Here is a 23865-nt window from a genome sequence, read left to right as displayed (position 1 = left end):
AATCGAGCCGATCGCGCCGGACGCCCGATTTCCCAGTTACGTGACCGGGCTCACATCACGGATCGGGCTCAACCTGCTCGGGCCGGACGCCAGCGTGCCACGACGGCGGGACGGCACGTCCCGTTCGCCGCCCGGCGAGCGGGTACCAGGTTCGGCCGCAGCCGGGCCACTGCCGCGTACGCCTCGTCGGCGAGGGTGCGAGCCGCGTCGGCGGCCAGTTCCGCATCCCGCCACGCGGCCCGCTCCCGGGCGGCGGCGGCCTCGTAGTCGGCCCGTCTCGCGTCCCGGATCGCCCGACTGAGCACCACCTCCTGCTCGACCGGGTGCCGCCGGGGATCCCAACCGCGCCGGTGCCCGAACACGTCGCCCAGCTGCGCCATGGTCAGGTCGCCCCGCCAGTGCGCCGCGGTCGCCGCGCGGAGCAGGTAGCGCTCCCGGAGGGCGTACTCGGCGGGGGTGCGGGGGGTATGCGGGGTGGGCAGCGCCCCGGCACCCGCGAAGCGACGGGCCGCGATGTCCGCCTCGTCGTACCCGTTCCAGGCCCGCTCCATCTCCTCCTGAGCGGTCAGCCAGGCCGCGCGTCGCCGCCGCGCGGTCGTGGCCGCGCCGGCCGCCGCGACGGCCACCTCCTCGGCGTACCGGCGCAGGTCGACGGCCTCGGCCTCGGCCACCTCCCGAGCGGTGGGTGCCGCCGGGAGCGGGTCGTCCGTGGGCCGGTCCCGCTCGGGTCGGGCGACCAGCACGGCGAGTACGCCCAGTGTCAGCAGGAACAGGGCCGACCAGATGGCGGCGGCCTGCGGAACCTCGGTCACGAACTGGTAGAAGACAACGGTCTCCATGGTCGGCACCTCGGGGAGAGAGCAATGCGGTGGAGCCCGACCGGCAACCTGGCCACGGCGGGCCACGGATCGGCGGGGGCGGAGCTGGTGGGTCGACAGGGCGCGGCGACGGGACGCTCATCCCGGTGGCTCAGCGCCCGGGTGGGGCCCGGGGCGCCCGGCTGCTCGGACCGCCGACGAGGGGCAGCCGGTCGGACCCGGGGGCGCACACCGGCAGCACGCCGGCCACGACGGTGACCTGGCCGCCGGGCAGCGAGTCGACCGACCAGGTCGGGGACTTCTCGGCGGCCCGATCAGGGACCGCCTTGGCCGTTTGAGCGGGCCCCTGCGCCACGGTGGGCCGGCACGACGTCGCCGGCGATCCGGCGGCGAACGGGATTGGCACTGCGCTCGGCGCGGCGCTCAGCGTTGGTGCGACGGCCGTGGCCGGGCCCGCGCCAAGCGCCAGGGCCGCGACGACGGCGAGGCTGGTCAGCACCCGTGTCGCCCAGCGCGCCACCCACCACAGCGGACAGGTGAGCGCGACCGGAAGCACCTCCCCACGCTACCGGCGTGCCGGCCCGGACGCACCGACCACGGGCGTGTCGGCGCACGCCGCGCCGATCCCACCGACCAGGGTGGATGGTGTCAGCGCGAATCCACGTACGTTGATCGGCTGTCGGCCGGGTCGGCCCCGCCGGCCCCGGCTTGAGGCCCGACGCCAGCGGTGTTGGGGGCCTCGGTGCTGGGGGCCTCGGTGCTGGCCGTGCGCGGTCGGGGGACGGACGCCGGTCCGGGGACGGACGCCGGTCGGGCCGGACGACGCGGCGCGAGTCGGCGCATCATCGGGGTCTCGACGAAGCGGTGCAGCAACCCGGCGAGGACCAGGTTCACCACCAGGAAGCCGAGCACCACGGCCGGGCCACGCCAGCCCTCGAAGCCGGTCCCCCAGTCCCCGCTCCAGCGCAGCACGCTCGTCATAACCAGCACATGAACCAGGTAGAAGGCGAAGGAAACCTCGCCGAGCCAGACCAACGGCCGCGACCGCCACGGCGAGCGCCTACCCCGCACGTCCGCGTCCGCGGCAGCGGTGATCACCAGCAGGTACGCGACCGCGAGCAGAGTGGTCCACAGTTCGGCGCGGATAAACTCCGCAGCCGCCACCCAGGTGGCCAGGAAAATCCCGCTGGCCACGGTCAGCCCCGGGCCGCGCCAGAGGCCACGGCGCATCAACTCGGCCGCCACCGCGCCCAACCAGAACTCCAGCGACCGCACGGGTGGGAAGACCTGGGTGAACCACCATCGGCTCACTTCCGGCACCAACTGCTGGGCCGGCCAGAGCGCGAGGATCAGCAGCGGCAGCGCGACGATCAGCACCCACAGCAGCTTCGGCCGGGCCCGACGCAGCAGGGGCAGCGCCAGCGGCAGACACAGATAGAAGAAGAACTCGCAGGAGAGCGACCAGCTCACGGTGTTGATGCTGTAGAACCAGCCCGGCCGGGGGTCCCAGGCCTGCAACAGCAACAGGTTCTCCAGCGCGGCCGCCGGGAGGACCGGGTCGGCGAACCACCAGGCGACCAGCAGCGCCGCCCCCCACAGCACCAGGTGGTTCGGGTATATCTTGGCGACCCGTCGTCGCCAGAAGTTGCGCCGGGAGTCACCCGCGCGGGCCGACCAGACCAGCACGAAGCCGCTGAGGATGAAGAAGAACTGCACCCCGGACAGGCCGAGGGTGAACAGCGTATCGACGACGGCCTTGTAGTCCGGCTCGGCGATGATCCGCATGGTGCCCGCGTGGAATCCGAAAACCAGCAACGCGGCGATCCAGCGCAGCCCGGTCAGCGAGGGCAGCCGGGCTGGTGCGGGGGCCGGCTGGGCAGCCGGCACGGCGGCGGCGCTCGTCATGCCGGGATCCCGAAGCTCGGCAGGGTCACCAGCACGTTCGTATCCTCCTCGGCGCGGCGTCGGACGACGCGACGGCGACGCCCACGACGGCCCGGCAGGGCCGCACCCGGGGCACCCTACCGGGGCCACTACCGGGTAAACCGGACGCGTCCCACGCGCACTGAGCGCGAAGCGGGCCGGCCCAGGATCGGGCCGGCCCGCTCATTGGTCGACGTCGTCCTAGACGGTGGCCATCACGTCCATGATCCAGTCCCGGCTCTCCGGCACTGTCCCCCAGTAGGCGGTGCCGGTGCAGCCGGAGCTGACCATGGACAACACGCCCACCTGGTAACGCAGGCCGTCGACGAGCTTGAACAGCGGACCACCGGAGTCACCGAAGCAGGAGTCGCCGTTCATCCCGGTGGTGCGAATGGCCCGGCCACCGTGGTAGTCGGTGTCGTTGATGGAGGTGACGTTCTGCGTCGCTCGGCGCAGAATCGCGGACGGAGCGCACGTCGCGCACGTCCGACCCCAACCGAAGGCGTAGGTGGTGGCGCCGACCTTGGTGGTCGCCGTGGGCAGCCGGACTGGCTGGGCGTTCGCGGACCGGTTGAGCTTGAGCATCGCGATGTCGTGGTTGGTCCGCACCCGGGAGTCGGCGACGTTCACCACGCCACCACCGGTGTAGTAGTAGATGCTCTTGACCCGGACGCTGATCCGGCTGTCGGCGATCCGGGTGCTGCCCGAATAGATGCAATGCCGCGCGGTGAGCACCCAGTAGTTGTCGACGATCGAGCCGGAGCAGTTGTACTGACCGTCGATGAGCACTGCTGCGAGCCCGTCGGCGTCGGTCTGGGTCTCACCCCCGATGATCGGCGCGGGCGCCGCGGCGGCCGACCCGGGGGCGACAAGCGGGGCGGTGACCAACAGTGCGGCGAGCAGAACGGCGGCGCGTGCGATGCGACCGCCTCTGGTGTGACCGGCTCCCCCCGTGGCCTGGAACACTGCCGTCAACCTCTTCATGAAACCTCCATTGATCGGGACAGGTGTCGACGATCTTCGCTCGATGCCGACCTTCCGCGCAGCCCCGTCTGCCGTGGGTGTCCCAAAAACAGGCTGGCGACCCAGCCTCTGCCCACCGGACCGGTCTTCGGGTCTCCCAGACTCTGGGACCCCCGCCGACTGGCGTTAACCTTCCGCTGGGCGGGAGTTCAGCGACTCCACCATCGGTGGCCACGTCAGGTTCCGTGGTCGGCCACCCGGGTCGTCGAAGGTGGCGGGCGTGGTCAATGAGCCGACGCACGCACCGCTGCTGAGCATCGTCGTGCCCGTGTACGGCGTCGAGGCGTACCTGTACCAGTGCCTCGAGTCGATCCGGGCCGACGTCCCGGCAGGCGAGTCGAAAACGGTCGAGCTGATCGCCGTCGACGACGCCTCTCCGGACGGCTGCGGCGACATGCTCCGCTCGTACGCCGTCAGCCGCGACGGCGTCCACGTCGTGCACCTGCGCAGCAACGTGGGTCTGGGCCTGGCCCGCAACGCCGGACTCGACGTGGCCACCGGCCGGTACGTCTGGTTCATCGACAGCGACGACTGGTTGCCGCCGGGCACGATCGCGGCGGTGCTGGACCGGCTGCGCCAGCACCAGCCCGACGTGCTCATGCTGGACCACCTGCGGGTGCAGGAGGACGGCCGGCGGGAGGTCGACGCGAGCAGTCACCTGCTGCGCGGAATCCCCGGCGTCACCCGGCTGGCCGACCAACCGCAGCTGCTGCGGGTGCAGCACACCGCCTGGAACAAGGTGGTCCGCCGCGACTTCCTGGACGAGCTGGAGCTGCGGTTCTTCCCCGGCTGGTACGAGGACATCCCGTTCAGCCACCCGCTGCTGATCGGGGCGGAGAAGATCTCCGTGCTGGACCGGATCTGCTACCTGTACCGGCAGGGCCGGCAGGGCGCGATCACCTCCACCCGCAGCGGCCGGCACTTCGACGCATTCGCCCAGTACGAGCGGCTGTTGGACTGGGTCGCCCGCAAGCACCCGGACGAGCATTTGCAGGCCGAACTGTTCCAGCTGATGATCAACCACTACCTGGTGGTGGTGGGCAACGACGACCGGCTGCACCCGCACCTGCGGCGGGCCTTCTTCCACCGGGTCGCCGAGCACTACCGCCGCTACCTGCCCACCGGTGGCTACCCGATGCCCTCGGGTGCGGTCGGGCTCAAGCATCGACTGGTCGGGCGTGGTGACTGGTTGGCGTACTCGGCGCTGCGCCAGGCGCACCGGGTCGCGGGTCGGCTGCGCCGGTCGGGCCCGGCGGGTGGCACCGACGAGAGCAGCGGCTCGGCCCGGGCCGACGAGGACCCGGGCCGACCGGCGGACGCCGCCGGCGGGTCGGATGCCGGGCACGCCGTCGACGACGCCACGACGGACCGGCCCAACGCGCTGGTCGGGGTACGCCTGCCGTGACCACCCGCGCCGGGAGCCAGGTCGGCTCCGGCGCCCTGGTTTTCCAGGTCGTCCCCCGCCGGGTGGACGACGACAGCACCACCGCACCCCGGTGCGGAGACGTACCTGAGCAGAGGTCGGAATGACGGCGACAATCAAGATCGGACCGCACGCGATCGGTGCCGGGGAGCGACCGTTCGTGGTCGCCGAGATGTCCGGCAACCACAACGGCGATCTGAACCGGGCGCTGGCCATCGTCGACGCGGTGGCCGAGAGCGGGGCGCACGCGCTGAAGCTCCAGACGTACCGACCGGACACGATCACGATCGACGTCGACACCCCGGCGTTCCGGATCTCCAGCGGGCACGAACTGTGGGGCGGGGAGAACCTGTACCGCCTCTACGAGCGCGCCCACACCCCGTACGAGTGGCACGCCCCGATCTTCGAGCGGGCCCGTGCGCGTGGCCTGACCGTCTTCTCGTCACCGTTCGACGCGACCGCCGTGGCGCTGCTGGAGTCGCTGGACGCACCCGCGTACAAGATCGCCTCGTCGGAGCTGGTCGACCTGCCGCTGATCCGGCTCGTGGCCAGCACCGGCAAGCCGATGGTGATCTCCACGGGAATGGCGACGGTCGCCGAGATCGACGCCGCGGTGCGAACCGCCCGTGACGGTGGCGCGGCGGGCATCGTCCTGCTGGCCTGCACCGCGTCCTACCCGGCGCCGCCGGCCGACAGCAACCTGCGCCGACTGCCGGTGCTGGCCGACGCGTTCGACGTGCCGGTCGGGCTCTCCGACCACACGCCCGGCATCGGGGTGGCGGTCGCCTCGGTGGCGCTCGGCGCCTGCTTCATCGAGAAGCACGTCACGCTGGACCGGGCCGACGGCGGCGTGGATTCGGACTTCTCCCTGAACCCGGCGGAGCTGACGGCCCTGGTCGCCGAGTCGGGCCGCGCGTACGCGGCGCTGGGCGGCACCGCGATCGGCCCGACCCCGGCCGAGCGGGAGGGGCTGCGGTTCCGCCGTTCGCTCTTCGTGGTCGAGGACGTCCGCGCGGGCGACCCGGTGACCGCGCAGAACGTTCGCTCGATCCGGCCAGCCGGCGGGCTGGCCCCGGTGGACATCGACCGGGTGCTGGGCCGCGCCTTCGCCACCGACGTCCCGCGCGGCACCCCGCTGAGCTGGGACCTGATCTGACCGTTGCTGATTCCGTAGTCGGATGTCAGCAATCCCAGCCTTTCGGCTGGAAAGGTCCGTAACGGTGTCACCGGAGCGCGGGTTGCGTTTCGGTGTCCTGATGACGGTCTCGCGTTTCCTGCTGCCGTTGGTGTGGCAGGGTTTCGCCACCTGCCCGCCCACCCGCGGCCTTGCGGCTGCGGGTGGTGGTGCGGGTCTTCTGGTCGGCTCCACGCGGTTTCGGCGCTTGCACGCCCGGGTCTCCGGCCACTCCGGTACCCGTTGTCTCTGCCGCGGCGAGGGCGGCGAGGTTGCGGGCTGCGTTGGCGCCCCGGTCGATAACCAGGTCGCAGGCATCGCAGGTGAACACTCGGACGTGCAGCGGCAGCTTGGCTTTCACGGCGCCGCAGGCCGAGCAGGTCTTGCTGGAGGGATACCAGCGGTCGGCTACTAACCGCCGACCGCCGTTCCATGCGGTTTTGTACTCCACCTGCCGGCGGATTTCCGCGAAGCCGGCGTCGGCGATCTTGCGGGCGAGGCGTCGGTTGCGGAGCATGCCGGCCACGTTGAGGTCTTCGACCACGACGGTGCCGTACTCGGCGGTGATGTCGGTGGTGAGCTTGTGTAGGGCGTCGGCGCGTAGATTCGCCACCCGATGGTGCACGCGGTTGCGTTCGGTGTTCGCGGCGAGCCACCGCCTGGACGGCCGCTGCCCGGTGCGCCGGTCCGGCCCCTGGCGGCGGGAGACCCGCCGGGACAGCCGTTTGAGTTGCTTGAGCGCGCCGTCGTAGTGCGCCGGGTTCGGCACGAACCGCACCTCGCCCTGGCTGTCGGCGATCACCGCAAGGCACGTCACGCCCAGGTCCACACCCGCGACCACATCCGGGCGCGCCGCAGCGCGGTCGGCGGCGCGTTGGGTCTCGACCTGGAAGGAGACGAACCACCGGCCCCGCTCGAACCTGACCGTGGCGGACAAGATGCGGGCGGTGCCGTTGGCGATGCGGCGTTCCAGCTTGCGGGTGGACTCGTGGGTGCGGATCACCCCGAGCCGTGGCAGCGTGACGTGCCGCCGGTCCGGCTCCACCCGGATGGTGCCAGTGGTGAACCGACAGGCGAGCCGCGCCTTGTGCTTGGACTTCTGCCGGGGCATGCCCACGCGCTTGCCTCTACGCTGCCCGCGCTTGGACCTGGCGTAGTTGTCGAACGCCGCCGCCGCGTTCGCCAGGCCCGTGCTGTACGCCTCCTTGGAGTTCTCCTGCCACCAGCCGGCGAAACGCGGGTCGGTCTTCTTGACCTCGTTGAACACCTTCCGCAACGCCAGCAACGACCACGGCCGCCACGGCGTCAACTCCTCCTCGGCGATGCCGTACGACCCTTCCGCCTTCCGCTGCCACCACGACGCCATCACCCACCAGACAGCCCAGTTATAGGCGGCGCGAGCCGCACCACAGTGCGACCGCAGCCGCTGCTCCTGCGTGACGTTCGGATCCAACGCGAAACGGAACGCCTGGACCACGAAACCGGGCCGCGGCTCGAACTTCTTCACACCAACGATTCCTCGCCGGTCGCGGCGACCAGAGCGCGAGCGGCACGGTTCTTCGCCGCCCGCTGCCCATACAGCCGGGCACACATCAACGTCAACACGTCGGCCATATCCTTGACCAGGTCGTTCGTGGATTCCTCCGCGTCCAGAACCACCAGGCGACGCCCGGTCGCAGCGAGCGCGGCTTGCAGGTACTCCACACCGAACCGGGCCAGCCGGTCCTTGTGCTCGACCACGATCACCGCCGCAGTCGGGTCGGCGAGGAGGCGATGCAGCTCGCGGCGCTTGCCGTTCAGGCCAGAGCCGATCTCAGTCACGATCTCCGCCACGGCGAGGCCCTGCGCGTTTGCCCCCTCCACAACCCGCACGGTCTGGCGGTCCAGGTCACCCTTCTGATCACTGGAGGACACGCGGCAGTAAGCGACCACGCGACCGGCTGCGCACCGCGCCTCTTCCACGATCCACGTACCCGACGGCGCCTGACGGACAGGGACGGGCATCTTGCCGTCCCTCACCCACCGCCAGGCGGTCTGATAGGTCACGCCCTGCTCGCGTGCCCAGTCTGAGAGCTTCACACCCCCACAATACATGTAAATGTCCGACTATAATTGCCCATAAAATCCGGAGCTGTTGCTAACCCCCGGCCCGGCCCACCTGACCCGTCGATCAAGGAGCCCTGGCGGCGATCTTGCAGTTGCTGTCGGGATCAAAGGCGTGTAAGCCGTGATTCGGAGTCAGAAAGTGCAAGATCGCGGGGAGGGCACGTCGGGGCGAAGCCGACGGTGATCACCAGGTCGGTTACGCGCAGGGTTCGCCAGAGCGCCGATCCGTCGGCCGGCGCACTGAGCCCGTGGCGACGCCACCAGGCCGCCACCGGCACGTCGGTCAGCTTGCAGCAGCACTCGGCGCGGGTCCACCGCGCCCAGAAGTCCTCCACGCCGAACCGGCGGGCCAGCACCGGGGGCACCGGAGCGTCCGCGCGTTCCGCGTCGATGGCCACCCGCCACCCGGGTGTCGGCGGGCCGTACCAGCCGACGCAGCGTCCGTCGTCGAGGTGACTGCGGGTCACCGCGTCGGCCAGGTCGGCGGGGACGCCGATACGCAGATGCCGCTCGGCGGCGGCGAGCAGCCCCGGCACCGGACGGGGCCGGGGCTGCCGGGCCAGGTCAGATGGCGGCGGCACCGTCCACCACGATGACCTGGCCGTTGATGTTGGTGTGCTCCCGCAGCAGCATCCGCACCACCGGCGTGACCTCCACCGGCTCGGTCAGGTGACCGGTCGGGGTGCGGCGCACGATCTGGTCGAGTTGAGTCGGGCCGAGCACGGCGGACATCTCCGAGGCAAAGAAGCCGGGGGCGACCGAGTTGACCAGCATCCGACCGCCCAACTCCCGGGCGAGCGAGCGCGTGGCGGCGTCCATGCCGCCCTTGGTCGCCGAGTACGCGACCAGGCCCGGGAAACCGCGCTGCCCGCAGATCGAGGTGATGTTGACGATTCGCCCGCGCAGCCCCTTGGCGAGCATCCGGCGGATCACCAGCCGGGTCAGCTGCAGCGGGGCGGTCAGGTTGGTTTCGATGATCCGGGCGATGTCCTCGGTGGCGGTGTGCGCGTGCAGCGAGTCCTGCCCCATCGCGGCGTTGTTGACGATGCCGTCGATCGGGCCGAGGCGCTGCTCCACCTCGCGGACGAAGCTCTGCGCGGCGCGCAGGTCGGTGACGTCCACCGAGCCGACGTGCACCCGGTCGGGGTGCTCGGCGGCGAGCTTCTCCAGCTCCGGGGTGATGGTGCGAGCGAACGCGGCCACCGTGACGCCCGCGTCGAGCAGGTCGGTGACGATAGCCAGGCCCAGCCCTCGGGAGCCACCGGAGACGAGAACCACGGAGCTGGGCGGGACGAGTTGGGTGTCGGCGGGGTCAGACATCGCTCTTCAGGGTCTCCTTGACGGGAATCTCGGTCAGCACGCGGATCCGGCGTGGCACGGCGTGCTCGGGAAGCCGGTCGGCGCACCAGCGGACCAGCGCGGCCTCGTCGGTGTCCGGGCGGTCGGCCGGATCGGACGGGTTGGCGGGAGCGAGGACCACCTCGGCGACCACCATCCGGCCGAGCACCGGGGCGCGGCGGCCGGTCACGCGGGCCCAGGCAACCGCCGGATGCCCGGCCAGCACATTGCGGACCACGCCGGCGGAGACCTTGCTGCCACCGACGTTGATCTCGTCGGAATCCAGCCGGCCGGTGATCAGGACCCGGTCGTCGAGCATCTGCACCCGGTCGCCGGTGCGGATCGGGCCAGCCAGACCGGCCCCGTGGTATGGAGAGGTGACCACCAGCTCGTCATCGCGGACGGAGAGCGTCGGCCGACCGGGAGTTTCCCGGTCCAGCCAGTCGACCGGGAACCCGGCCCGCCCGTCGTGCACCACAATGGACGCGCCCACCTCGGAGGACGCGTAGATCCAGGAGATCCGGGCCGTGGGGAAGACCGCCCGCAGCTGGTCCAGGATCGCCTGGTCCACCGGCTCTCCGCCGAGGGTGATCTGGCGCAACGGCACCCGGGCCAGCGCGACGGCATCGCGGTAGAGGGTGCGACGCCAGAAGGTCGGGGTGCCGGAGGCGGCGTCGACCCCGCAGGCGGCGGCGACCCTGGGCCAGTCGTCCAGCTCGTCGGGCTCGACCACCACCAGGTGCTGGCCGGGCTGGGTCAGTGACAGGGTGACCACCTGCCACCAGGCGTACGTGCCGGGGGCGTACGGACAGAGCCAGGTCCGATCGGGCTGGTCGGCCCGGACGGTGGTCAGCGTGTCGAAGGTGTGCCCGACCCGCTTGGGACGCCCCGTCGAGCCCGAGGTCAGCAGCCAGAGCCGGCCGGGCTCGGCGGCTCGCGGCTGGGCCGGGACGCTCGGCTGCACTCCGTCGTCGTCGAGGACGCTGACGGTGAACCCGGCCTCCAGCAGCTCCGTACGCATCGCCGTGTCGACCCGACTCGCGCTGCTGAGCAGCAGCTCGGTGCCGTGCACGGCGTGCTGCCGAGCGGCGGTGAGCGCGTGCACGGCGGAGTGGGCGAGCACCGCTGCGGGGTCGGGCAGCGCCGGCGTCGGCAGCGAGCGCCAGGTCAGCGTGGCGCCACCGACGACGAGCCGGTTGTCGGCACCAGCCGGCTCCGGGTGCGCGGCGGCGGGGTGGCGCGACGTCACGACGGTCACTGGTGCTGGAGCTCGACGAGGAAGTCGAGGACGTCCCCGACGGTGGCGATGCGGCGCAGGCCGGGTGCGTCGAAGTTGAGCTCCTCCCCCGTCTCGTCCTCCACCCGCAGGGCCAACTCGGAGAAGTCGAGCGACCGGAACCCGATCTCCCGCAACTGCGCCGCGTCGTCCGCGGGCAGCTCCTTGTCCTGGTTCTTCAGCACCTGAGCCATGAGGTCGCGGATCTGCGCGCGACTCAATTCGTTCATGCGCCGCAGTCTACAGCCCCACGAATGGATATCTGATTTCCCGGTAGGCCCGGGTAAGGTGCCGGGACCCGACGTGAACAGATAAGAAAGCGAGACGCACGTGCTGCGCGAAGCGACGGCGGACGACGTTCATCTGATGTTGTCCTGGCGTAATCAGGAGACCAACCGCCAGGTCAGCAAAACCAGTCACGAGATCACCGCCGAGGAGCACGCCCGGTGGTGGTCGACGGTCCGTGTCGACCCGTCCCGGCGGGTGCTGGTGTACGTCCGCGACGACCTGCCCTGCGGTGTGGTCACCTTCTTCGACCTGCGGCTGGACGGCCCGCGCACCGGCGCGTGGGGCTTCTATCTGGATGCCGACGGGCTGGACGCGCGGGGCGAGACGCTGCCCGCCTGGCTGGGGGTCATGCGGGAGGCCGTCGAGTACGCCTTCGACGGGCTGCACCTGGACCGCCTCGACGGCGAGGTGCTCGGCCACAATACCGTCGTACGACAGATGAACCAACGTTTCCGATTCGTGGAGGGCACCCCACGACAGGAGCTGTCCGACGGTCGGGAAATCACCGTCATCCCGATTTCCCTGGCTCGGGCAGACCGCCGTCAGCGCTGATTGCCCAACGCATTTCCGCCGTGGACGACAATCATTAACCGACCGTGTTCCCGGTGGACATCCGCCGTTCACGAATAGCGGTGTCAACCGGGGCGTGGCGGGTCAGGCCCGCCGCCAGGCCGCCCAGTGCTGCTGCGGGTTGCCGCCAAGTCGGACGAAGCCGTACGCCGTGCCGTCCCAGTCGTCGGCCTGGCCGGGTGCCCAGCGGGCGAACACCACCTGAGCCGCGGCCGGCGGCTGCTGGTCGCCGAACCATCGAACGTCGGCCCAGGCCACCTGGTGGCTGAGGTTGAACCGCAGGACGTAGTGCACACCCGTCGAGGCCCACACCCGCTCGCCGGGGCGTACGCCGACGTCGGCCACCCGGGGCGTCGGGGCGGCGGTCGCGACGGCCGGCCGCACGATCCGCTGGTCGATCACCTGCATGGTGACGAGGTTGACCACGACGAGAACGCCGAGCATCGGCAGCCGCAGTCGGGGCACCAGGACGGCGGCGACGAGCAGCAGACAGCCGGCGACGCCGACCAGCGACCCGATCACCGGCCGCATCTCCCGCCAGCTCCCGGTCAATGCCGCCAGGTCCGGGGCGCTGAAGCCGCCGTAGCGCAACCGGTGGCCCTGGCTGGCCGCGTACGCGAGTCGGACGGCGATCAGCGCACCGCCGCCGACCAGCAGGGCCACCGCGACGGCCGCTCGGCGCAGCACCACCCGGCGCCCGGAGGTGAGGACCACCCCGAGCCCGACCAGCAGCCAGAACGGCGCCAGCATCTGCACGTAGCGGCCGTAGATCGCGTCCAGCGGCTTGCCGGTGATGCCGGCCAGGATCACCGACGCGCCGCCGGCCACCCCGACGGTCACCACCAGCGCGACGCCCATCGTCCACCGGGCGGCGTCGCCGTGCCGTGGGCGCCACAGCTCGCGGACGGCGGCGGCCCAGGCCACCCCCGCCATCCCGAACGTGATCACCACGAGGTACCAGAGTTGGGTGGCGATGGCCGCGCTGGCGCGACCCACACCCTGCGCGGAGGCGACCGCCTCGAACGTGCTGCCATCAGGGGTGCTGCCGAGCAGGTAGACCTTGTTGCCGAGGTAGCGGATGGCGGCCTCGTTGACGAGCGCCATGGCGAGCACCGGCAGCAGCGCCGCGAGCACCGCGAGCGGGCTGATCCGGCGGCGGATGAACAGCAGCAGAACCAACCCGGCGTGCACCGCCACGATCACCAGGCCGCGGGAGTGCAGCAGGTGGAACCCGCCGACCAGCAGGCCGACGGTGGCGGCGGCGAGCGGGCCGGGCCGAGCGATCCAGCGGTGCACGGCGAGCAGCCAGGCGACCACCAGCGGCGCCATCACCGTGTCGATCATCGCGATGCCCGCGTAGAAGACGGTGGCTGGCAGGGTCGCCGCCGCGACCGCACCGAGCAGCGCGTACGACCGGCGCAGTCGGAGCAGGTGGCGACCGAGCAGGTACGCCAGCGGCAGCAGCGTCGAGTTCGCCATCGCGTTGATCAGTTGGACGATGCGGTAGCTGTCGGCGAAGTCCCGGTCCCCGAGGAACGCCGGCGAGATCAGCATCGGGTAGCCGACCCGGCGCAGCAGGTCGTTCTCACTACTGAAGCCGCCCGGGCCACCGGCGAGCGCGCGGGCGGTGTTCAGGTAGCTGTCCTCGTCGGTGTGCGCGATCGGCAGCACGATGTGCCGGGACAGCCACATCCGCCAGGCCACGCTGAGCACCCAACCGACGACCAGCAGCAGCGGCACCAGCCAACGTCGCGCGGGTGCGGAGCCCGGCGTCCCGGCCACCACGGCCGGCCGTTCGATCACGTCGCTACCGGATGCCATCAACGCCTCCAGAATTGCTGGCCGCACCGGGCCCGCGCGGACCGACGGCACGTGAACCCGCGTCGGTGACGCTCGGGGTGACCCGCTCGCACCGAGCCGGTGCGGATGTCGGGTGGACGCGGAGACCGGTGCGCGCAGGGTCGCCGGGTCGCTCGCGCGGTCACTGTAACGGTCTAATCGGGCCAGGTCAGACCGGTTACGGGCTGGCCGAGAGTGTTTGCCTACGCGGTGCCTGGCATTCACAGGAGCAGGGGTCGTGATTAACCCGCGAGCGTCGAGGAGTTAACCGGCCATGGCTAGCGTGTCACCCCGGTCAGCCGGCCCAGGGCCGCTCGTTCATCCACGAACACGGGAGCATCAAATTGAGTGAGTTGAATGGATCGTCCATTCTGATCACCGGGGGAACGGGTTCCTTCGGCAGGACGTTCCTCCGGCACATCCTCAACGAGGCCGACCCGGCCCGCGTGGTGGTGTTCTCCCGCGACGAACTCAAGCAGTACGAGCTGCGCCAGCAACTCGGTGACGACCCACGGCTGCGGTGGTTCATCGGTGACATCCGGGACCGGCACCGCCTCACCCGGGCCATGCACGGTGTGGACCACGTGGTGCACGCCGCCGCGCTCAAGCAGGTGGACACCGCGGAATACAACCCCTCCGAGTTCATCGCCACCAACATCACCGGTTCCCAGCACGTGGTGGACGCGGCGATCGAGGCCGGTGTCAAGAAGGTCATCGCGCTCTCCACCGACAAGGCGTCCAGCCCGATCAACCTGTACGGCGCGACGAAGCTGGTCGGCGACAAGCTGTTCGTCTCGGCCAACCACTACGCCGCCCAGCACCCGACCCGGTTCTCCGTCGTCCGCTACGGCAACGTGGTGGGCAGCCGCGGCTCGGTGGTCCCGCTGTTCCGCCGGCTGGCCGCCGAGGGCAAGAGCCTGCCGATCACCGACAAGCGGATGACCCGCTTCTGGATCACGCTCGACCAGGCCGTGCAGTTCGTCATGGACTCGTTCGACCAGATGCAGGGTGGCGAGCTGTTCGTGCCGCGCATCCCGAGCATGCGCATCCTCGACCTGGTCGAGGCCGTGGCCCCGGACGCCACCACCCACGAGATCGGGATCCGGCCGGGCGAGAAGTTGCACGAGGAAATGATCGCGCCCGACGACAGCCGGCGGACGCTGCGCGCCGACGGCCGGTTCATCGTTCAGCCGACCATCGCCACCTGGGGCTACCAGCCGCCGGTCGACTGCGACCCGGTGCCGGACGGCTTCGCCTACCAGTCCGACACCAACGACGAGTGGCTCACCGTCGAGCAGCTGCGCGACATGCTCGGTATCACCGGCGCGTGACCGCGATGCTCCCGTACGGGCGGCAGTCCGTCACCGACGAGGACGTCGCCGCGGTGGTCGACACGCTGCACAGCGACTGGCTCACCACCGGTCCGCAGGTGGACGCCTTCGAAGCCGATCTCGCCAGGTGGACCGGCGGGGTCGGCGTCACCACCGTCTCCAATGGCACCGCGGCACTGCACGTGGCGTACGCGGCTGCCGGGGTGGGCCCGGGTGACGAGGTGGTCGTACCGCCGATGACGTTCGTGGCGACCGCCAGCAGCGCGGTCGCCCTGGGCGCGACGATCGTGTTCGCCGACGTCGAGGACGAGACCTTCTGCCTCGACCCGGCGGCCGCCGCTGCGGCGGTCACCTCGCGGACCAAGGTCGTCGCCGCGGTCGACTACGCCGGCCACCCGGCCGACTACGACGCCCTGCGCACGTCGGTCGACGGCAGCGACGCGCTGTTGCTGGCCGACGCGGCGCACTCGATCGGCGGGACGTCCCACGGCCGACCGGTCGGTTCGCTGGCCGACCTGACCACGTTCTCGTTCTTCCCCACGAAGAACCTGACCACCGCCGAGGGCGGCGCGGTCGCCGCACTGGACCCGCGGGTCCTGGAGCGGGCCCGCCGGTTCCGCAGCGTCGGCGTGGTCCGCGATCGCGACGAACTGCGCTTCCCGAACGAGGGCGGCTGGTACCACGAGGTGCACGAGTTCGGGCTGAACTACCGCCTCCCCGACGTGCTCTGCGCCCTGGGCCGCAGCCAGCTGCGCCGACTCGGCGACTTCGTCGCCCGCCGGAGCGCGCTGGTGGCCCGGTACAACGACGCCCTCGCCGACCTGGACGGCGTACTGCTGCCGGCCCGCAAGTCGTGGGCCGACCCGGCCTGGCACCTGTACCCGATCCGGGTGCTCGACGGGCGACGCCGCGAGGTGTACGACCGGATGCGCGCCGCCGGCATCGGTGTCCAGGTCAACTACATCCCCGCGCACTGGCACCCGGCCTTCGCCGACCTGGGCTACCGGCGCGGATCCTGCCCGGTGGCCGAGTCGTTCTACGCTCAGCAGCTGTCGCTGCCGCTCTACCCGGGACTCAGCGACGCCGACCAGGACCGCGTCATCGACGCGCTCGCCGCGGCCCTCCGGGTCGGCACGGTGCGTTCCGCCGCCTGATGGGAACCTGATGCACCACGCCAACCACTTCTACGGCCACGCCCACGTGCTGGCCCGCTACGCCGGCCTCGGCGACCGGCACCCCCCGCGGATCAACGGGTACGTGCAGCACGGCTGGAACATCGGGGACGGCCTCGCCCCCGGCCACCCGTACGCCGAGCGCACCCCGAGCCTGCTCTGGTCGGAACAGACCCGTCGTCGGGCCTGGTCGGTGGGGCGGCGCAACGTGGTCGTGATCGGAGCGCCGTTCGTCTACCTGCTGGCCATGCGCCCCGAGGAACCACCGGCCGAGGAGCGGGAGGGCACCATCTGGTACCCGTTCCACGGCTGGGAGGGCCAGCACGTCAAGGGCGACCACCGCAAACTGATCGCCCTCATCCAGGACACCGAGCCCGGCCCGGTCACGGTGTGCCTCTACTGGCACGAATACCGGATGCGCAACGTTCGACGGCTCTACGAGCGCGCCGGGTTCCGGGTGATCTGCCACGGCTACCGGGGGCACTGGTGGAAGGACACCGACCCGGAGTTCCTCGACAAACAGCTCACCGAGCTGCGCCGCCACCGCCGGGTAGCATCCAACCGGCTGACCAGCGCGATCTTCTACGGCATCGCGGCGGGGTGCGAACCGGCGGTCTACGGCGACCCGATGATCCTGTCCAACGAGGACCCGACGTTCGGCGGCACCGCCCGCATCCGGCGGCAGTGGCCGCAGCTGCACGGCGCCGCGGTCGACCTGCCCACCGCGGTCCAGATCGCCCGCGCCGAGCTCGGCACCGACGACCGCTGCACCCCGGCCGAGCTGCGCGAGCTGCTCGGTTGGGCGCACCTCCAGGAGGAAGAGGAAGACCGTGACGACTAAGACGGCACCCGCCGGCCGGATCACCCTGCCGGGCGGCGAGATGCTGGCCTGGTCGGACCTGCCGCAGGAACGGTTGTCCGACGGTGGGCCCCTCGCCGCGCTGGCCGCACGGCTGGTGTCGCCGGGCGCCCGGGTCCTGGTGGCCGGTCCGCACGACCCGGCGCTGCTCGACCAGCTGGCCCACGCCGAGGTGACGTGCCTGCTGCGCAGCCATCCGGACGCGGTGGCGCTGGCCGAGCGGGCCGCCCACGTGGTGGTGGGTGGCCCAACCGGGCTTCCCGCTGACGAGACGTACGACCTGGTGATCGCCGGTGCCGGGCTGGACCCGGTGGAGTCGGTGGAGGGCACCCGGCTCGGCTGGGACGGTGTGCTGGCCCGACTCGTCGACGCGGTGCGACCCGGTGGCGCGTTGCTGCTGCGCCTGGACAACCCGCTCGGCCTGCACCGGCTGGTCGACACCACCCCCTGGTACGCCGGCCGCGACGATGCCGCCTGGATGATCGGCGGCGTGCTGGACCGCGCCCACCCGGCCAACCGGGACCAACTGCGCGAGCGGCTCACCGCAGCGGGGCTGCGGCCGGCCGCGTGCTGGGCCGCGTACCCCGACATCAGCACCCCGACGGCGCTGCTCGACGCCGACCACCTCGACCGGGACACCGGCTCCGGCCTCTTCGACGCGGTGCTGCACGGCGCCTGCGCCGGAGGTTTCACCAGCGCCACCGTGCTTCAGGACCCGGCCCGGCTGGCGGTGGACGCACTGCACGCCGGACGCGCCGCCGACCTCGCACCCGGCTGGCTGATGCTCGCCCAGCGGCCCGCCGGCCCTGCGGACCCGACCGCACCGGCCACCGACCGGGACCTGCCGGTAGCTCTCATGCAGACCGGGCGTCCCGGGATCGGCGTGCTGGAGGTGCTGCACGGCCCGTCGGGGTGGCGCTGGGGGCTCACCGCGTCCACCGGCACGAACAGGCCGGGCGCCGCGCCGTTCGCCAGCCGCGAGGCCGCGTACCGGGACGCGGACGCGCTGGCCGGGCCGGTGCCGTCCGGCCGGCTGCTGCGTACCCTGCTGCTCGACGCGGCCCTCCGCCGCGACCTGGCGACCCTGCGCACGCTGCTGCACGGGTACGCGGTCTGGCTCGCCGACCAGGCCGACAGCGACGGCCGGATCGCCGGCGCGGCAGCGTTGGCCGGTACCGACAACGTGGTGCTCGACGGCGAGCGCTACGCGGTGCTCGACCCGAGCTGGCGGGCCACCGTCGCGCTGCCCGCCGACGTGGTGCTTGCCCGGGGGCTGTGGCGCTTCGCGGCGGGCCTGCTCACCGGCGGGTACGCCCACCCGTGGTCATCCACCCTCGACGTCGCGGGCCTGACCGTCGTGCTCGGCGGCCTCGCCGGCAACGACCTCGACCGCGCAACCGTCGCCGAGGCGGTGCAGGCCGAGGCGGCCATCGCCGCCGCGCTGCACGGGCTGGACGCCGACGGCAGGGTCAACCTCGCCACCGAGCTGCACGCCGTCGCACCGACCGACCCGCCGGTCGGGGGTGCGCAGAGCTACCAGCAGCTGCGCGAGGCGTGGCTGCGCCAACGCGAGGAACTCACCCGGCTGGCGGCACTGACCGCGTGGACCGAGGAACTGCTCACCTCGCGGGAACGGGCGCTGCGCCGCGCCGAGACGACGATCGGCCTGCTCAGCGGGTCGCTCAGCTACCGTGTCGGCCGGCTCGCCATCACCCCGGCCCGGCTCGCCAAGCGGGGTGCCCGCGCCGCAAAGCGCCGGGCCACCGCCGTGCTCGCCCCGAAGCAGGAGGAACAGCAGTGACCGGCGTACCGGAGCCCGGGCTGGCCCCGACGGACGACGCGGGGCCACGCATCGTCGGCATCGTGCAGGCTCGGATGGGTTCGTCCCGGCTGCCCGGCAAGGTGCTCCGCCCGCTCGCCGGGCGTTCCGTACTGGGCCGGGTGGTGCGCGCCGCCCGCGACAGCGGCGTCCTGGCCGATCTGGTGGTCGCCACCAGCACGGACGCGGTCGACGACGCGGTGGTGACCGAGTGCGAGCGGCTGGGCGTGCCGTGCCACCGCGGGCCGGTCGACGACGTGCTGGGTCGATTCGTGGGCGCTCTCGCGGCGCACCCGGGGGACGCGGTCATGCGATTCACCGCCGACTGCCCGCTGCTCGACCCGGAGATCATCACCCTGGTCGCGTCGGTGTACCGCGCGGTCCCCGGGCTGGACTACGCGAGCACGTCGATCGCCCGCACCCTGCCCCGAGGGCTGGACGTCGAGATCATTCGAGCGGAGACGCTGCGCACCCTGGGCCGGCTCGCCACCGATCACCACCGGGTGCATGTGACCTCGTACGCGTACACCCACCCGGAGCTGTTCCGGGTGCTCGGCGTGACGCTCACCCCGGACCGCTCCGCGCTGCGGCTGACCCTCGACACCGAGCAGGACTGGGCGCTGGTCAGCGCGGTCATCGACCACTTCGGAGACGTCAGCGTGCCGCTGGCCAAGCTCGCCGACTGGCTCCACGGGCAGCCCCAGCTGCGCGCGCTCAACGCCGACGTGCGACAGAAGCAACTGGAGGAGTCCTGAGCACCCTCCGGGTCGGGGTGCGCTGCGACGCCGGGCCGCAGCGCGGCGTCGGCCACCTCGTCCGCTGCCTGGCGCTCGCCGAGGAGTTCCTGGCCCGTGGCGCCGACGTCACGGTGTTCGGCACCGTCGAACGGCTCGACTGGGCCACCGCGGAGCTTGCCGCGCGGAGCATCCCCCTGCGCCCAGGCCCGGATTCGCCGGCTGAACTGGTCGAGACAGCCCGCCGCCACGAGCTTGACGTGCTGGTCCTCGACTCCTACGAGCTGGACCCGGCCGGGGCGGGCGCCCTGCGCGACGCCGGCGTGTTCACCCTCGCCGTGATCGACGGGGACAGCCGGGGCCAGGTCGCCGACCTCTACCTCGACCAGAACTTCGGCGCGGAGCTCCCGGGGCTGCCCGGTCGCCTGCTCGCCGGCAGCGGGTACGCCCTGCTGCGCGACTCCGTGATCACCGCCCGACCACCGGTCCCCCCGCCCGCCACGGCGGTCAGCCGACCCCGGGTGCTGGCCTTCTTCGGCGGCACCGACGCGGTCGGCGCGGCCCCGGTCCTGACCCGGGTGCTGGTGGCCACCGGCCACCCGATGGACCTCACGGTCATCGTCGGCAGGCCCGAGATCGAGGCCGAGGTCGAGGACGTCGAGCCCGGTCGTGGGCAGATCATCCGGCCGGTCCCGCCCACCACCTTGCTACCGAAACTGATCACCGAAGCCGACCTGGTGGTCAGCGCCGCCGGCACGTCCACCTGGGAACTCTGCTGCCTCGGCGCACCCGCCGCGCTGGTCTGCGTGGTCGACAACCAACGCGAGTCGTACACCCGGGTGGTGCGCCACGGACTGGCCGCCGGCCTCGGCGAGTTGCCGGAGCTGAACGCCGCCGGGGTGCCCGGACGAACCGCCCGCGCGACGGCCGCGCGGACCCTGCACGGGCTGCTCAGCTCGCCGCAGCGGCGCGCAACGCTCGCCGCACAGGCCTGGTCCACCGTCGACGGGCAGGGCCGGGCACGAGTCGTGGACGCGGTGTTCGACTCCGTACGGCCCGCCGCCGTCACCGGCTGATCGCCCATTGGCACGGGTGTACGAAAGTGCTGTTAGGGTGACCGCATGACGCAGGCCGCCTACCAGCCGTCGATGCTCGACCTGGCCGACGCCGGGCCGACCCTGGGACCACTGCCCGGCCAGATCCGGCGACACCAGCTCAGCCGGGGCGCCTGGGTCGACCACCTTCCCGGCTGGGTGCGGGGCTCCGACTCCGTCCTCGACACCCTGCTCACCGAGGTGCCCTGGCGTGCCGAGCGGCGCACCATGTTCGACACCGAGGTCGACGTGCCCCGCCTGCTCTGCTGGTATGACGGCGACAGGCAACTCCCCCATCCCGTGCTCACCGCCGCCCGGGCCGCGCTGACCCGGCACTACACGCCCGAGTTGGGCGAGCCCTTCGTCACCGCCGGCCTGTGTCTCTACCGAACCGGTCGGGACAGCGTCGCCTGGCACGGTGACACCATCGGCCGCTCCGCACACAGCGACACCATGGTCGCGATCGTCTCCTTCGGAGCACCCCGACCGCTGCTGCTGCGCCCACGCGGCGGCGGCGACAGCCTGCGCTTTCCGGTAGGCCACGGCGACCTGATCGTCATGGGCGGCTCGTGCCAACGCACCTGGGAACACGCCATCCCGAAAACCACCCGCCCAGTGGGCCCCCGAGTAAGCGTCCAGTTCCGCCCCATAAACGTCGCCTAATTCCCCGCCCCCGCTCCCGCCCCGACCCGACGTCCCCGCCGATCTTGCACTTTCGGACCCTGAAATGCCCCTTTCGCGTGGATTGCCGAGGCAGTAAACGCAAGATCGGCGATCGGGGGGCCAGAGGAGGGCAACGTGTTGCCGCGCGCCACGGCCCAGCCAGGTTGATCATGAAGTTATTGCCGGAAACGCCGGCGTGTCACGGCAATAACTTCATGATCAACAGGGGTGGCCGGGTGGGACCGGGGCGGGGGCGGGGGCGGGGGGTTAGTCCTTGCTGCTTCGCTTCGCGAAGCGGCCCTAATCGGGAGGAAGTAGGTCTACTTCCGAGTTAGCCGCGTTCGATCAGGTGGCCTACCACCGTTGGGCCGAGCATGACCGCGAAGCCGGAGCCGTCACGGCGTGGATCCGCCGCGGGCAACTCCACCGGGTCACCGGTGCCGGTCGCGCCGACCGGGCGCGGACCAACCCAGGCAACGGCCACGTCCGTCTCACCCTTGAGGAAGCGGTGTGCGCGCACGCCGCCGGTCGCCCGGCCCTTCGGCGGGTACGCCTTGAACGGCGTCACCTTCACCGTCGCGCCGGTGGAGGTGACCACCATCGGCTCGCCATGCCCCGGGTCGTCGGTGCGCACCGCCCCGAAGAACGCCACCCGCGCTCCGGCCGGCAGGTTGATGCCGGCCATACCGCCGCCCTTGAGGCCCTGCGGACGAACCAGATTCGCGGGAAAGCGCAACAGCGACGCCTCCGAGGTGACGAAGGTCAGCGTCTCGTCGCCGTCGGTCAGCCAGGTCGCCCCGACCACCTCGTCGCCGTCACGCAGACCGATCACCTCGAACTCGTCGGAGCGGACCGGCCACTCCGGAGCGCAGATCTTCACCGCGCCCTGCCGGGTGCCCAGTGCCAGCCCCGGTGAGCCCTCCGCCTGCCCGCCCAGCGGGGCCAGGCCGACGACGGTCTCCCCCGCCTCCAATGGCACCAGCTCGGCCGCGGACATACCACCCCGCAGCGACACCGTGCCGGCCTGCTCGGGCAGCACCGGCAGCGGCAGGACGTCAACCTTGAAGGCCCGGCCGGCACTGGTCAGCAACAGCACCCGACCACGGGCGGTGGAATGCGCGATCGCGCGTACGGTGTCGTGCTTGACCCGGCCGTTGCGCCGGCGCCCCTCGGCGCTCTCCTCCGACTCGGCTGCGGTCCGGGCGACCAGCCCGGTCGCGGAGAGGATCACCTGGCACGGGTCGTCGGCGACCTCCAGCGGGCCGGCCGGCGCGGACGCAGCCAGCACCTCCTTGAGGTCCCCGTCGACAAGCGTCGTACGCCGTTCGGTGCTGAACTGTTTCACCACGGCCGCCAGCTCGTCCGAGACCAGCTTCTTGAGCACCCGCTCGTCGTCGAGGATCGCGCTCAGCTCGGCGATCTCGGCGCGCAGCCGCTCCTGCTCGGTCTCCAGCTCGATCCGGTCGAACTTGGTCAACCGGCGCAGCGGAGTGTCCAGAATGTAGGTGGCCTGAATGTCGGAGAGACCAAACCGGCTCATCAGCCCGTCCTTCGCGGCCTGCACGTCGTCGCTGCCCCGGATCAGCCGGACCACGTCGTCGATGTTCAGCAGAGCGATCAACAGACCGTCGACCAGGTGCAGCCGCTCCTGACGCTTGCGCCGACGGTACGAGGTGCGTCGGGTGACCACCTCGTACCGGTGGGCCAGGAAGACCTCCAGCAGCGCCTTCAGCCCCAGCGTGCGCGGCTGCCCGTCGACCAGGACCAGGTTGTTGACGCCGAACGACTGCTCCAGCGGGGTCAACCGGTAGAGGTCGGCGAGCAACGCCTGCGGGTTGACCCCCACCTTGCACTCGACGACGAGTCGGGTGCCGCTCTCCCGGTCGGTAAGGTCCTTGACGTCGGCGATGCCGGTCAGCCGCTTGGTCTTGGTGACCTCGTTGGTGATCGCCGCGATGACCTTCTCCGCGCCGACGCCGTAGGGCAGCTCGACCACGGTGATCGCCTGGCGACCCCGACTGCCCTCGATCGGGCCGATCTCCACCTTGCCGCGCATCCGCACCACGCCGCGGCCGGTCTCATACGCCCGACGCACCTCGTCCAAGCCGAGCAACACGCCGCCGGTGGGCAGGTCGGGGCCGGGAACGAACTCCATGAGCCGGTCCAACGTGGCGTCCGGGTGGTTGATCAGCCAGCGGGCGGCGGAGACCACCTCGGCCAGGTTGTGCGGGATCATGTTGGTGGCCATTCCGACCGCGATCCCGGACGCGCCGTTGACCAGCAGGTTGGGGAAGGCCGCCGGCAGCACGGTCGGCTGGGTCAGTGACCCGTCGTAGTTGGGCTCGACATCGACGGTGTCTTCGCCCAGCTCACCGACGAGCAGCATGGCCTCGCGCGACATCCGGGCTTCCGTGT

21 protein-coding genes and 1 pseudogene are annotated in these 23865 nt (G+C 71.6%); 10 read left to right on the top strand and 12 right to left on the bottom strand.

The genetic code is table 11. The annotated features are described in order from the left end of the window. Window positions 1-68 precede the first annotated feature (68 nt). The 4 genes from OG811_RS20570 to OG811_RS20555 all read right to left on the bottom strand — a co-directional run bounded on the left by OG811_RS20570 (window position 69) and on the right by OG811_RS20555 (window position 3725). Entirely contained in the window at window positions 69-839 is a 771-nt protein-coding gene (locus tag OG811_RS20570) for a hypothetical protein (RefSeq protein ID WP_406067979.1), read from the bottom strand. A gap of 130 nt (window positions 840-969) precedes the next feature. Next, window positions 970-1374, bottom strand: a complete 405-nt coding sequence (locus OG811_RS20565) for a hypothetical protein (RefSeq protein ID WP_406067977.1) — start codon at window positions 1372-1374, stop codon at window positions 970-972. Window positions 1375-1466: 92 nt separating this feature from the next. After that, entirely contained in the window at window positions 1467-2723 is a 1257-nt protein-coding gene (locus tag OG811_RS20560) for an acyltransferase family protein (protein WP_406067975.1), read from the bottom strand. A gap of 219 nt (window positions 2724-2942) precedes the next feature. Beyond that, on the bottom strand, window positions 2943-3725 hold the full coding sequence (locus OG811_RS20555; protein ID WP_406067973.1) for a S1 family peptidase: 783 nt from the start codon (window positions 3723-3725) through the stop codon (window positions 2943-2945). 259 nt (window positions 3726-3984) lie between these two features. Between OG811_RS20555 and OG811_RS20550 the strand changes: the two genes are divergently transcribed. Both OG811_RS20550 and pseI read left to right on the top strand, forming a co-directional pair. Beyond that, window positions 3985-5169, top strand: a complete 1185-nt coding sequence (locus OG811_RS20550) for a glycosyltransferase family 2 protein (RefSeq protein WP_406067971.1) — start codon at window positions 3985-3987, stop codon at window positions 5167-5169. A gap of 121 nt (window positions 5170-5290) precedes the next feature. Next, entirely contained in the window at window positions 5291-6343 is a 1053-nt protein-coding gene (gene pseI, locus OG811_RS20545) for a pseudaminic acid synthase (RefSeq protein WP_406067970.1), read from the top strand. A 67-nt stretch (window positions 6344-6410) separates the two neighbouring features. Here pseI and tnpB read toward each other — a convergent pair whose 3' ends face one another. From tnpB to OG811_RS20515, 6 genes are all read right to left on the bottom strand, one after another. Continuing rightward, window positions 6411-7868: an IS607 family element RNA-guided endonuclease TnpB gene (tnpB, locus tag OG811_RS20540; protein ID WP_406067968.1), complete on the bottom strand. Its 1458-nt coding sequence runs from the start codon at window positions 7866-7868 to the stop codon at window positions 6411-6413. Beyond that, complete coding sequence (locus tag OG811_RS20535; RefSeq protein ID WP_406067881.1) at window positions 7865-8440, bottom strand: IS607 family transposase; 576 nt, start codon at window positions 8438-8440, stop codon at window positions 7865-7867. The genes tnpB and OG811_RS20535 overlap by 4 nt, the downstream gene beginning before the upstream one ends. 131 nt (window positions 8441-8571) lie before the next feature. Next, window positions 8572-9048, bottom strand: a complete 477-nt coding sequence (locus OG811_RS20530) for a hypothetical protein (protein WP_406067967.1) — start codon at window positions 9046-9048, stop codon at window positions 8572-8574. Next, the gene (locus OG811_RS20525) at window positions 9032-9787 is read right to left on the bottom strand and encodes an SDR family NAD(P)-dependent oxidoreductase (RefSeq protein ID WP_406067966.1); all 756 of its coding nucleotides are present in this window, start codon (window positions 9785-9787) and stop codon (window positions 9032-9034) included. Before OG811_RS20525 ends, OG811_RS20530 begins: the two co-directional genes overlap by 17 nt. Beyond that, window positions 9780-11054 carry an AMP-binding protein gene (locus tag OG811_RS20520; RefSeq protein ID WP_406067965.1) on the bottom strand — a complete coding sequence of 425 codons (1275 nt, stop codon included), beginning with the start codon at window positions 11052-11054 and terminating at the stop codon, window positions 9780-9782. The genes OG811_RS20525 and OG811_RS20520 overlap by 8 nt, the downstream gene beginning before the upstream one ends. Before the next feature lie 5 nt (window positions 11055-11059). Continuing rightward, window positions 11060-11311, bottom strand: coding sequence for an acyl carrier protein (locus OG811_RS20515; protein ID WP_091401397.1), 252 nt, complete (start codon window positions 11309-11311; stop codon window positions 11060-11062). 100 nt (window positions 11312-11411) lie between these two features. Between OG811_RS20515 and OG811_RS20510 the strand changes: the two genes are divergently transcribed. Beyond that, entirely contained in the window at window positions 11412-11921 is a 510-nt protein-coding gene (locus OG811_RS20510) for a GNAT family N-acetyltransferase (RefSeq protein WP_406067963.1), read from the top strand. Window positions 11922-12023: 102 nt separating this feature from the next. On the opposite strand, the gene OG811_RS20505 is transcribed toward OG811_RS20510, so the two are convergent. Further along, window positions 12024-13760, bottom strand: coding sequence for a hypothetical protein (locus OG811_RS20505; RefSeq protein WP_406067962.1), 1737 nt, complete (start codon window positions 13758-13760; stop codon window positions 12024-12026). Window positions 13761-14122: 362 nt separating this feature from the next. On the opposite strand from OG811_RS20505, the gene pseB reads away from it, so the two are divergent. Genes pseB through OG811_RS20470 form a run of 7 tightly spaced genes read left to right on the top strand, consistent with a single transcriptional unit; the run spans window position 14123 to window position 21450 of the window. After that, complete coding sequence (pseB, locus tag OG811_RS20500) at window positions 14123-15109, top strand: UDP-N-acetylglucosamine 4,6-dehydratase (inverting) (protein WP_272617064.1); 987 nt, start codon at window positions 14123-14125, stop codon at window positions 15107-15109. Further along, window positions 15106-16263: a DegT/DnrJ/EryC1/StrS family aminotransferase gene (locus OG811_RS20495; protein WP_406067961.1), complete on the top strand. Its 1158-nt coding sequence runs from the start codon at window positions 15106-15108 to the stop codon at window positions 16261-16263. The genes pseB and OG811_RS20495 overlap by 4 nt, the downstream gene beginning before the upstream one ends. A gap of 10 nt (window positions 16264-16273) precedes the next feature. Continuing rightward, window positions 16274-17122, top strand: coding sequence for a hypothetical protein (locus OG811_RS20490; protein WP_406067960.1), 849 nt, complete (start codon window positions 16274-16276; stop codon window positions 17120-17122). Continuing rightward, a complete protein-coding gene (locus OG811_RS20485) occupies window positions 17112-18941 on the top strand; it encodes a class I SAM-dependent methyltransferase (RefSeq protein ID WP_406067959.1) in 1830 nt (609 codons plus the stop codon). Before OG811_RS20490 ends, OG811_RS20485 begins: the two co-directional genes overlap by 11 nt. Window positions 18942-18961: 20 nt before the next feature. Next, complete coding sequence (locus tag OG811_RS20480) at window positions 18962-19714, top strand: cytidylyltransferase domain-containing protein (protein WP_406075823.1); 753 nt, start codon at window positions 18962-18964, stop codon at window positions 19712-19714. After that, window positions 19711-20769 (top strand): PseG/SpsG family protein, encoded by a 1059-nt coding sequence (locus OG811_RS20475; protein WP_406075821.1) that lies wholly within the window; start codon window positions 19711-19713, stop codon window positions 20767-20769. Before OG811_RS20480 ends, OG811_RS20475 begins: the two co-directional genes overlap by 4 nt. A gap of 45 nt (window positions 20770-20814) precedes the next feature. Beyond that, window positions 20815-21450 carry an alpha-ketoglutarate-dependent dioxygenase AlkB gene (locus OG811_RS20470; protein ID WP_406067957.1) on the top strand — a complete coding sequence of 212 codons (636 nt, stop codon included), beginning with the start codon at window positions 20815-20817 and terminating at the stop codon, window positions 21448-21450. Window positions 21451-21781: 331 nt separating this feature from the next. On the opposite strand, the pseudogene OG811_RS20465 reads toward OG811_RS20470, so the two are convergent. Then, a pseudogene (locus tag OG811_RS20465) lies at window positions 21782-23863 on the bottom strand (DNA gyrase subunit A); the annotation flags it as partial. Window positions 23864-23865: the final 2 nt, after the last annotated feature.

Source organism: Micromonospora sp. NBC_01638 (genome assembly GCF_045209745.1).
GTDB lineage: Bacteria > Actinomycetota > Actinomycetes > Mycobacteriales > Micromonosporaceae > Micromonospora.
This window is presented reverse-complemented; position numbering and strand designations above follow the sequence as displayed.

Excerpts from the sequence above, each read along its gene's own strand:
- OG811_RS20560 (WP_406067975.1), bottom strand. The coding sequence starts at position 2,723 with ATGACGAGCGCCGCCGCCGTGCCGGCTGCCCAGCCGGCCCCCGCACCA.
- OG811_RS20555 (WP_406067973.1), bottom strand. The coding sequence starts at position 3,725 with ATGAAGAGGTTGACGGCAGTGTTCCAGGCCACGGGGGGAGCCGGTCAC.
- OG811_RS20505 (WP_406067962.1), bottom strand. The coding sequence starts at position 13,760 with ATGGCATCCGGTAGCGACGTGATCGAACGGCCGGCCGTGGTGGCCGGG.
- OG811_RS20515 (WP_091401397.1), bottom strand. The coding sequence starts at position 11,311 with ATGAACGAATTGAGTCGCGCGCAGATCCGCGACCTCATGGCTCAGGTG.
- OG811_RS20470 (WP_406067957.1), top strand. The coding sequence starts at position 20,815 with ATGACGCAGGCCGCCTACCAGCCGTCGATGCTCGACCTGGCCGACGCC.
- pseI (WP_406067970.1), top strand. The coding sequence starts at position 5,291 with ATGACGGCGACAATCAAGATCGGACCGCACGCGATCGGTGCCGGGGAG.
- OG811_RS20570 (WP_406067979.1), bottom strand. The coding sequence starts at position 839 with ATGGAGACCGTTGTCTTCTACCAGTTCGTGACCGAGGTTCCGCAGGCC.
- OG811_RS20525 (WP_406067966.1), bottom strand. The coding sequence starts at position 9,787 with ATGTCTGACCCCGCCGACACCCAACTCGTCCCGCCCAGCTCCGTGGTT.
- OG811_RS20490 (WP_406067960.1), top strand. The coding sequence starts at position 16,274 with ATGCACCACGCCAACCACTTCTACGGCCACGCCCACGTGCTGGCCCGC.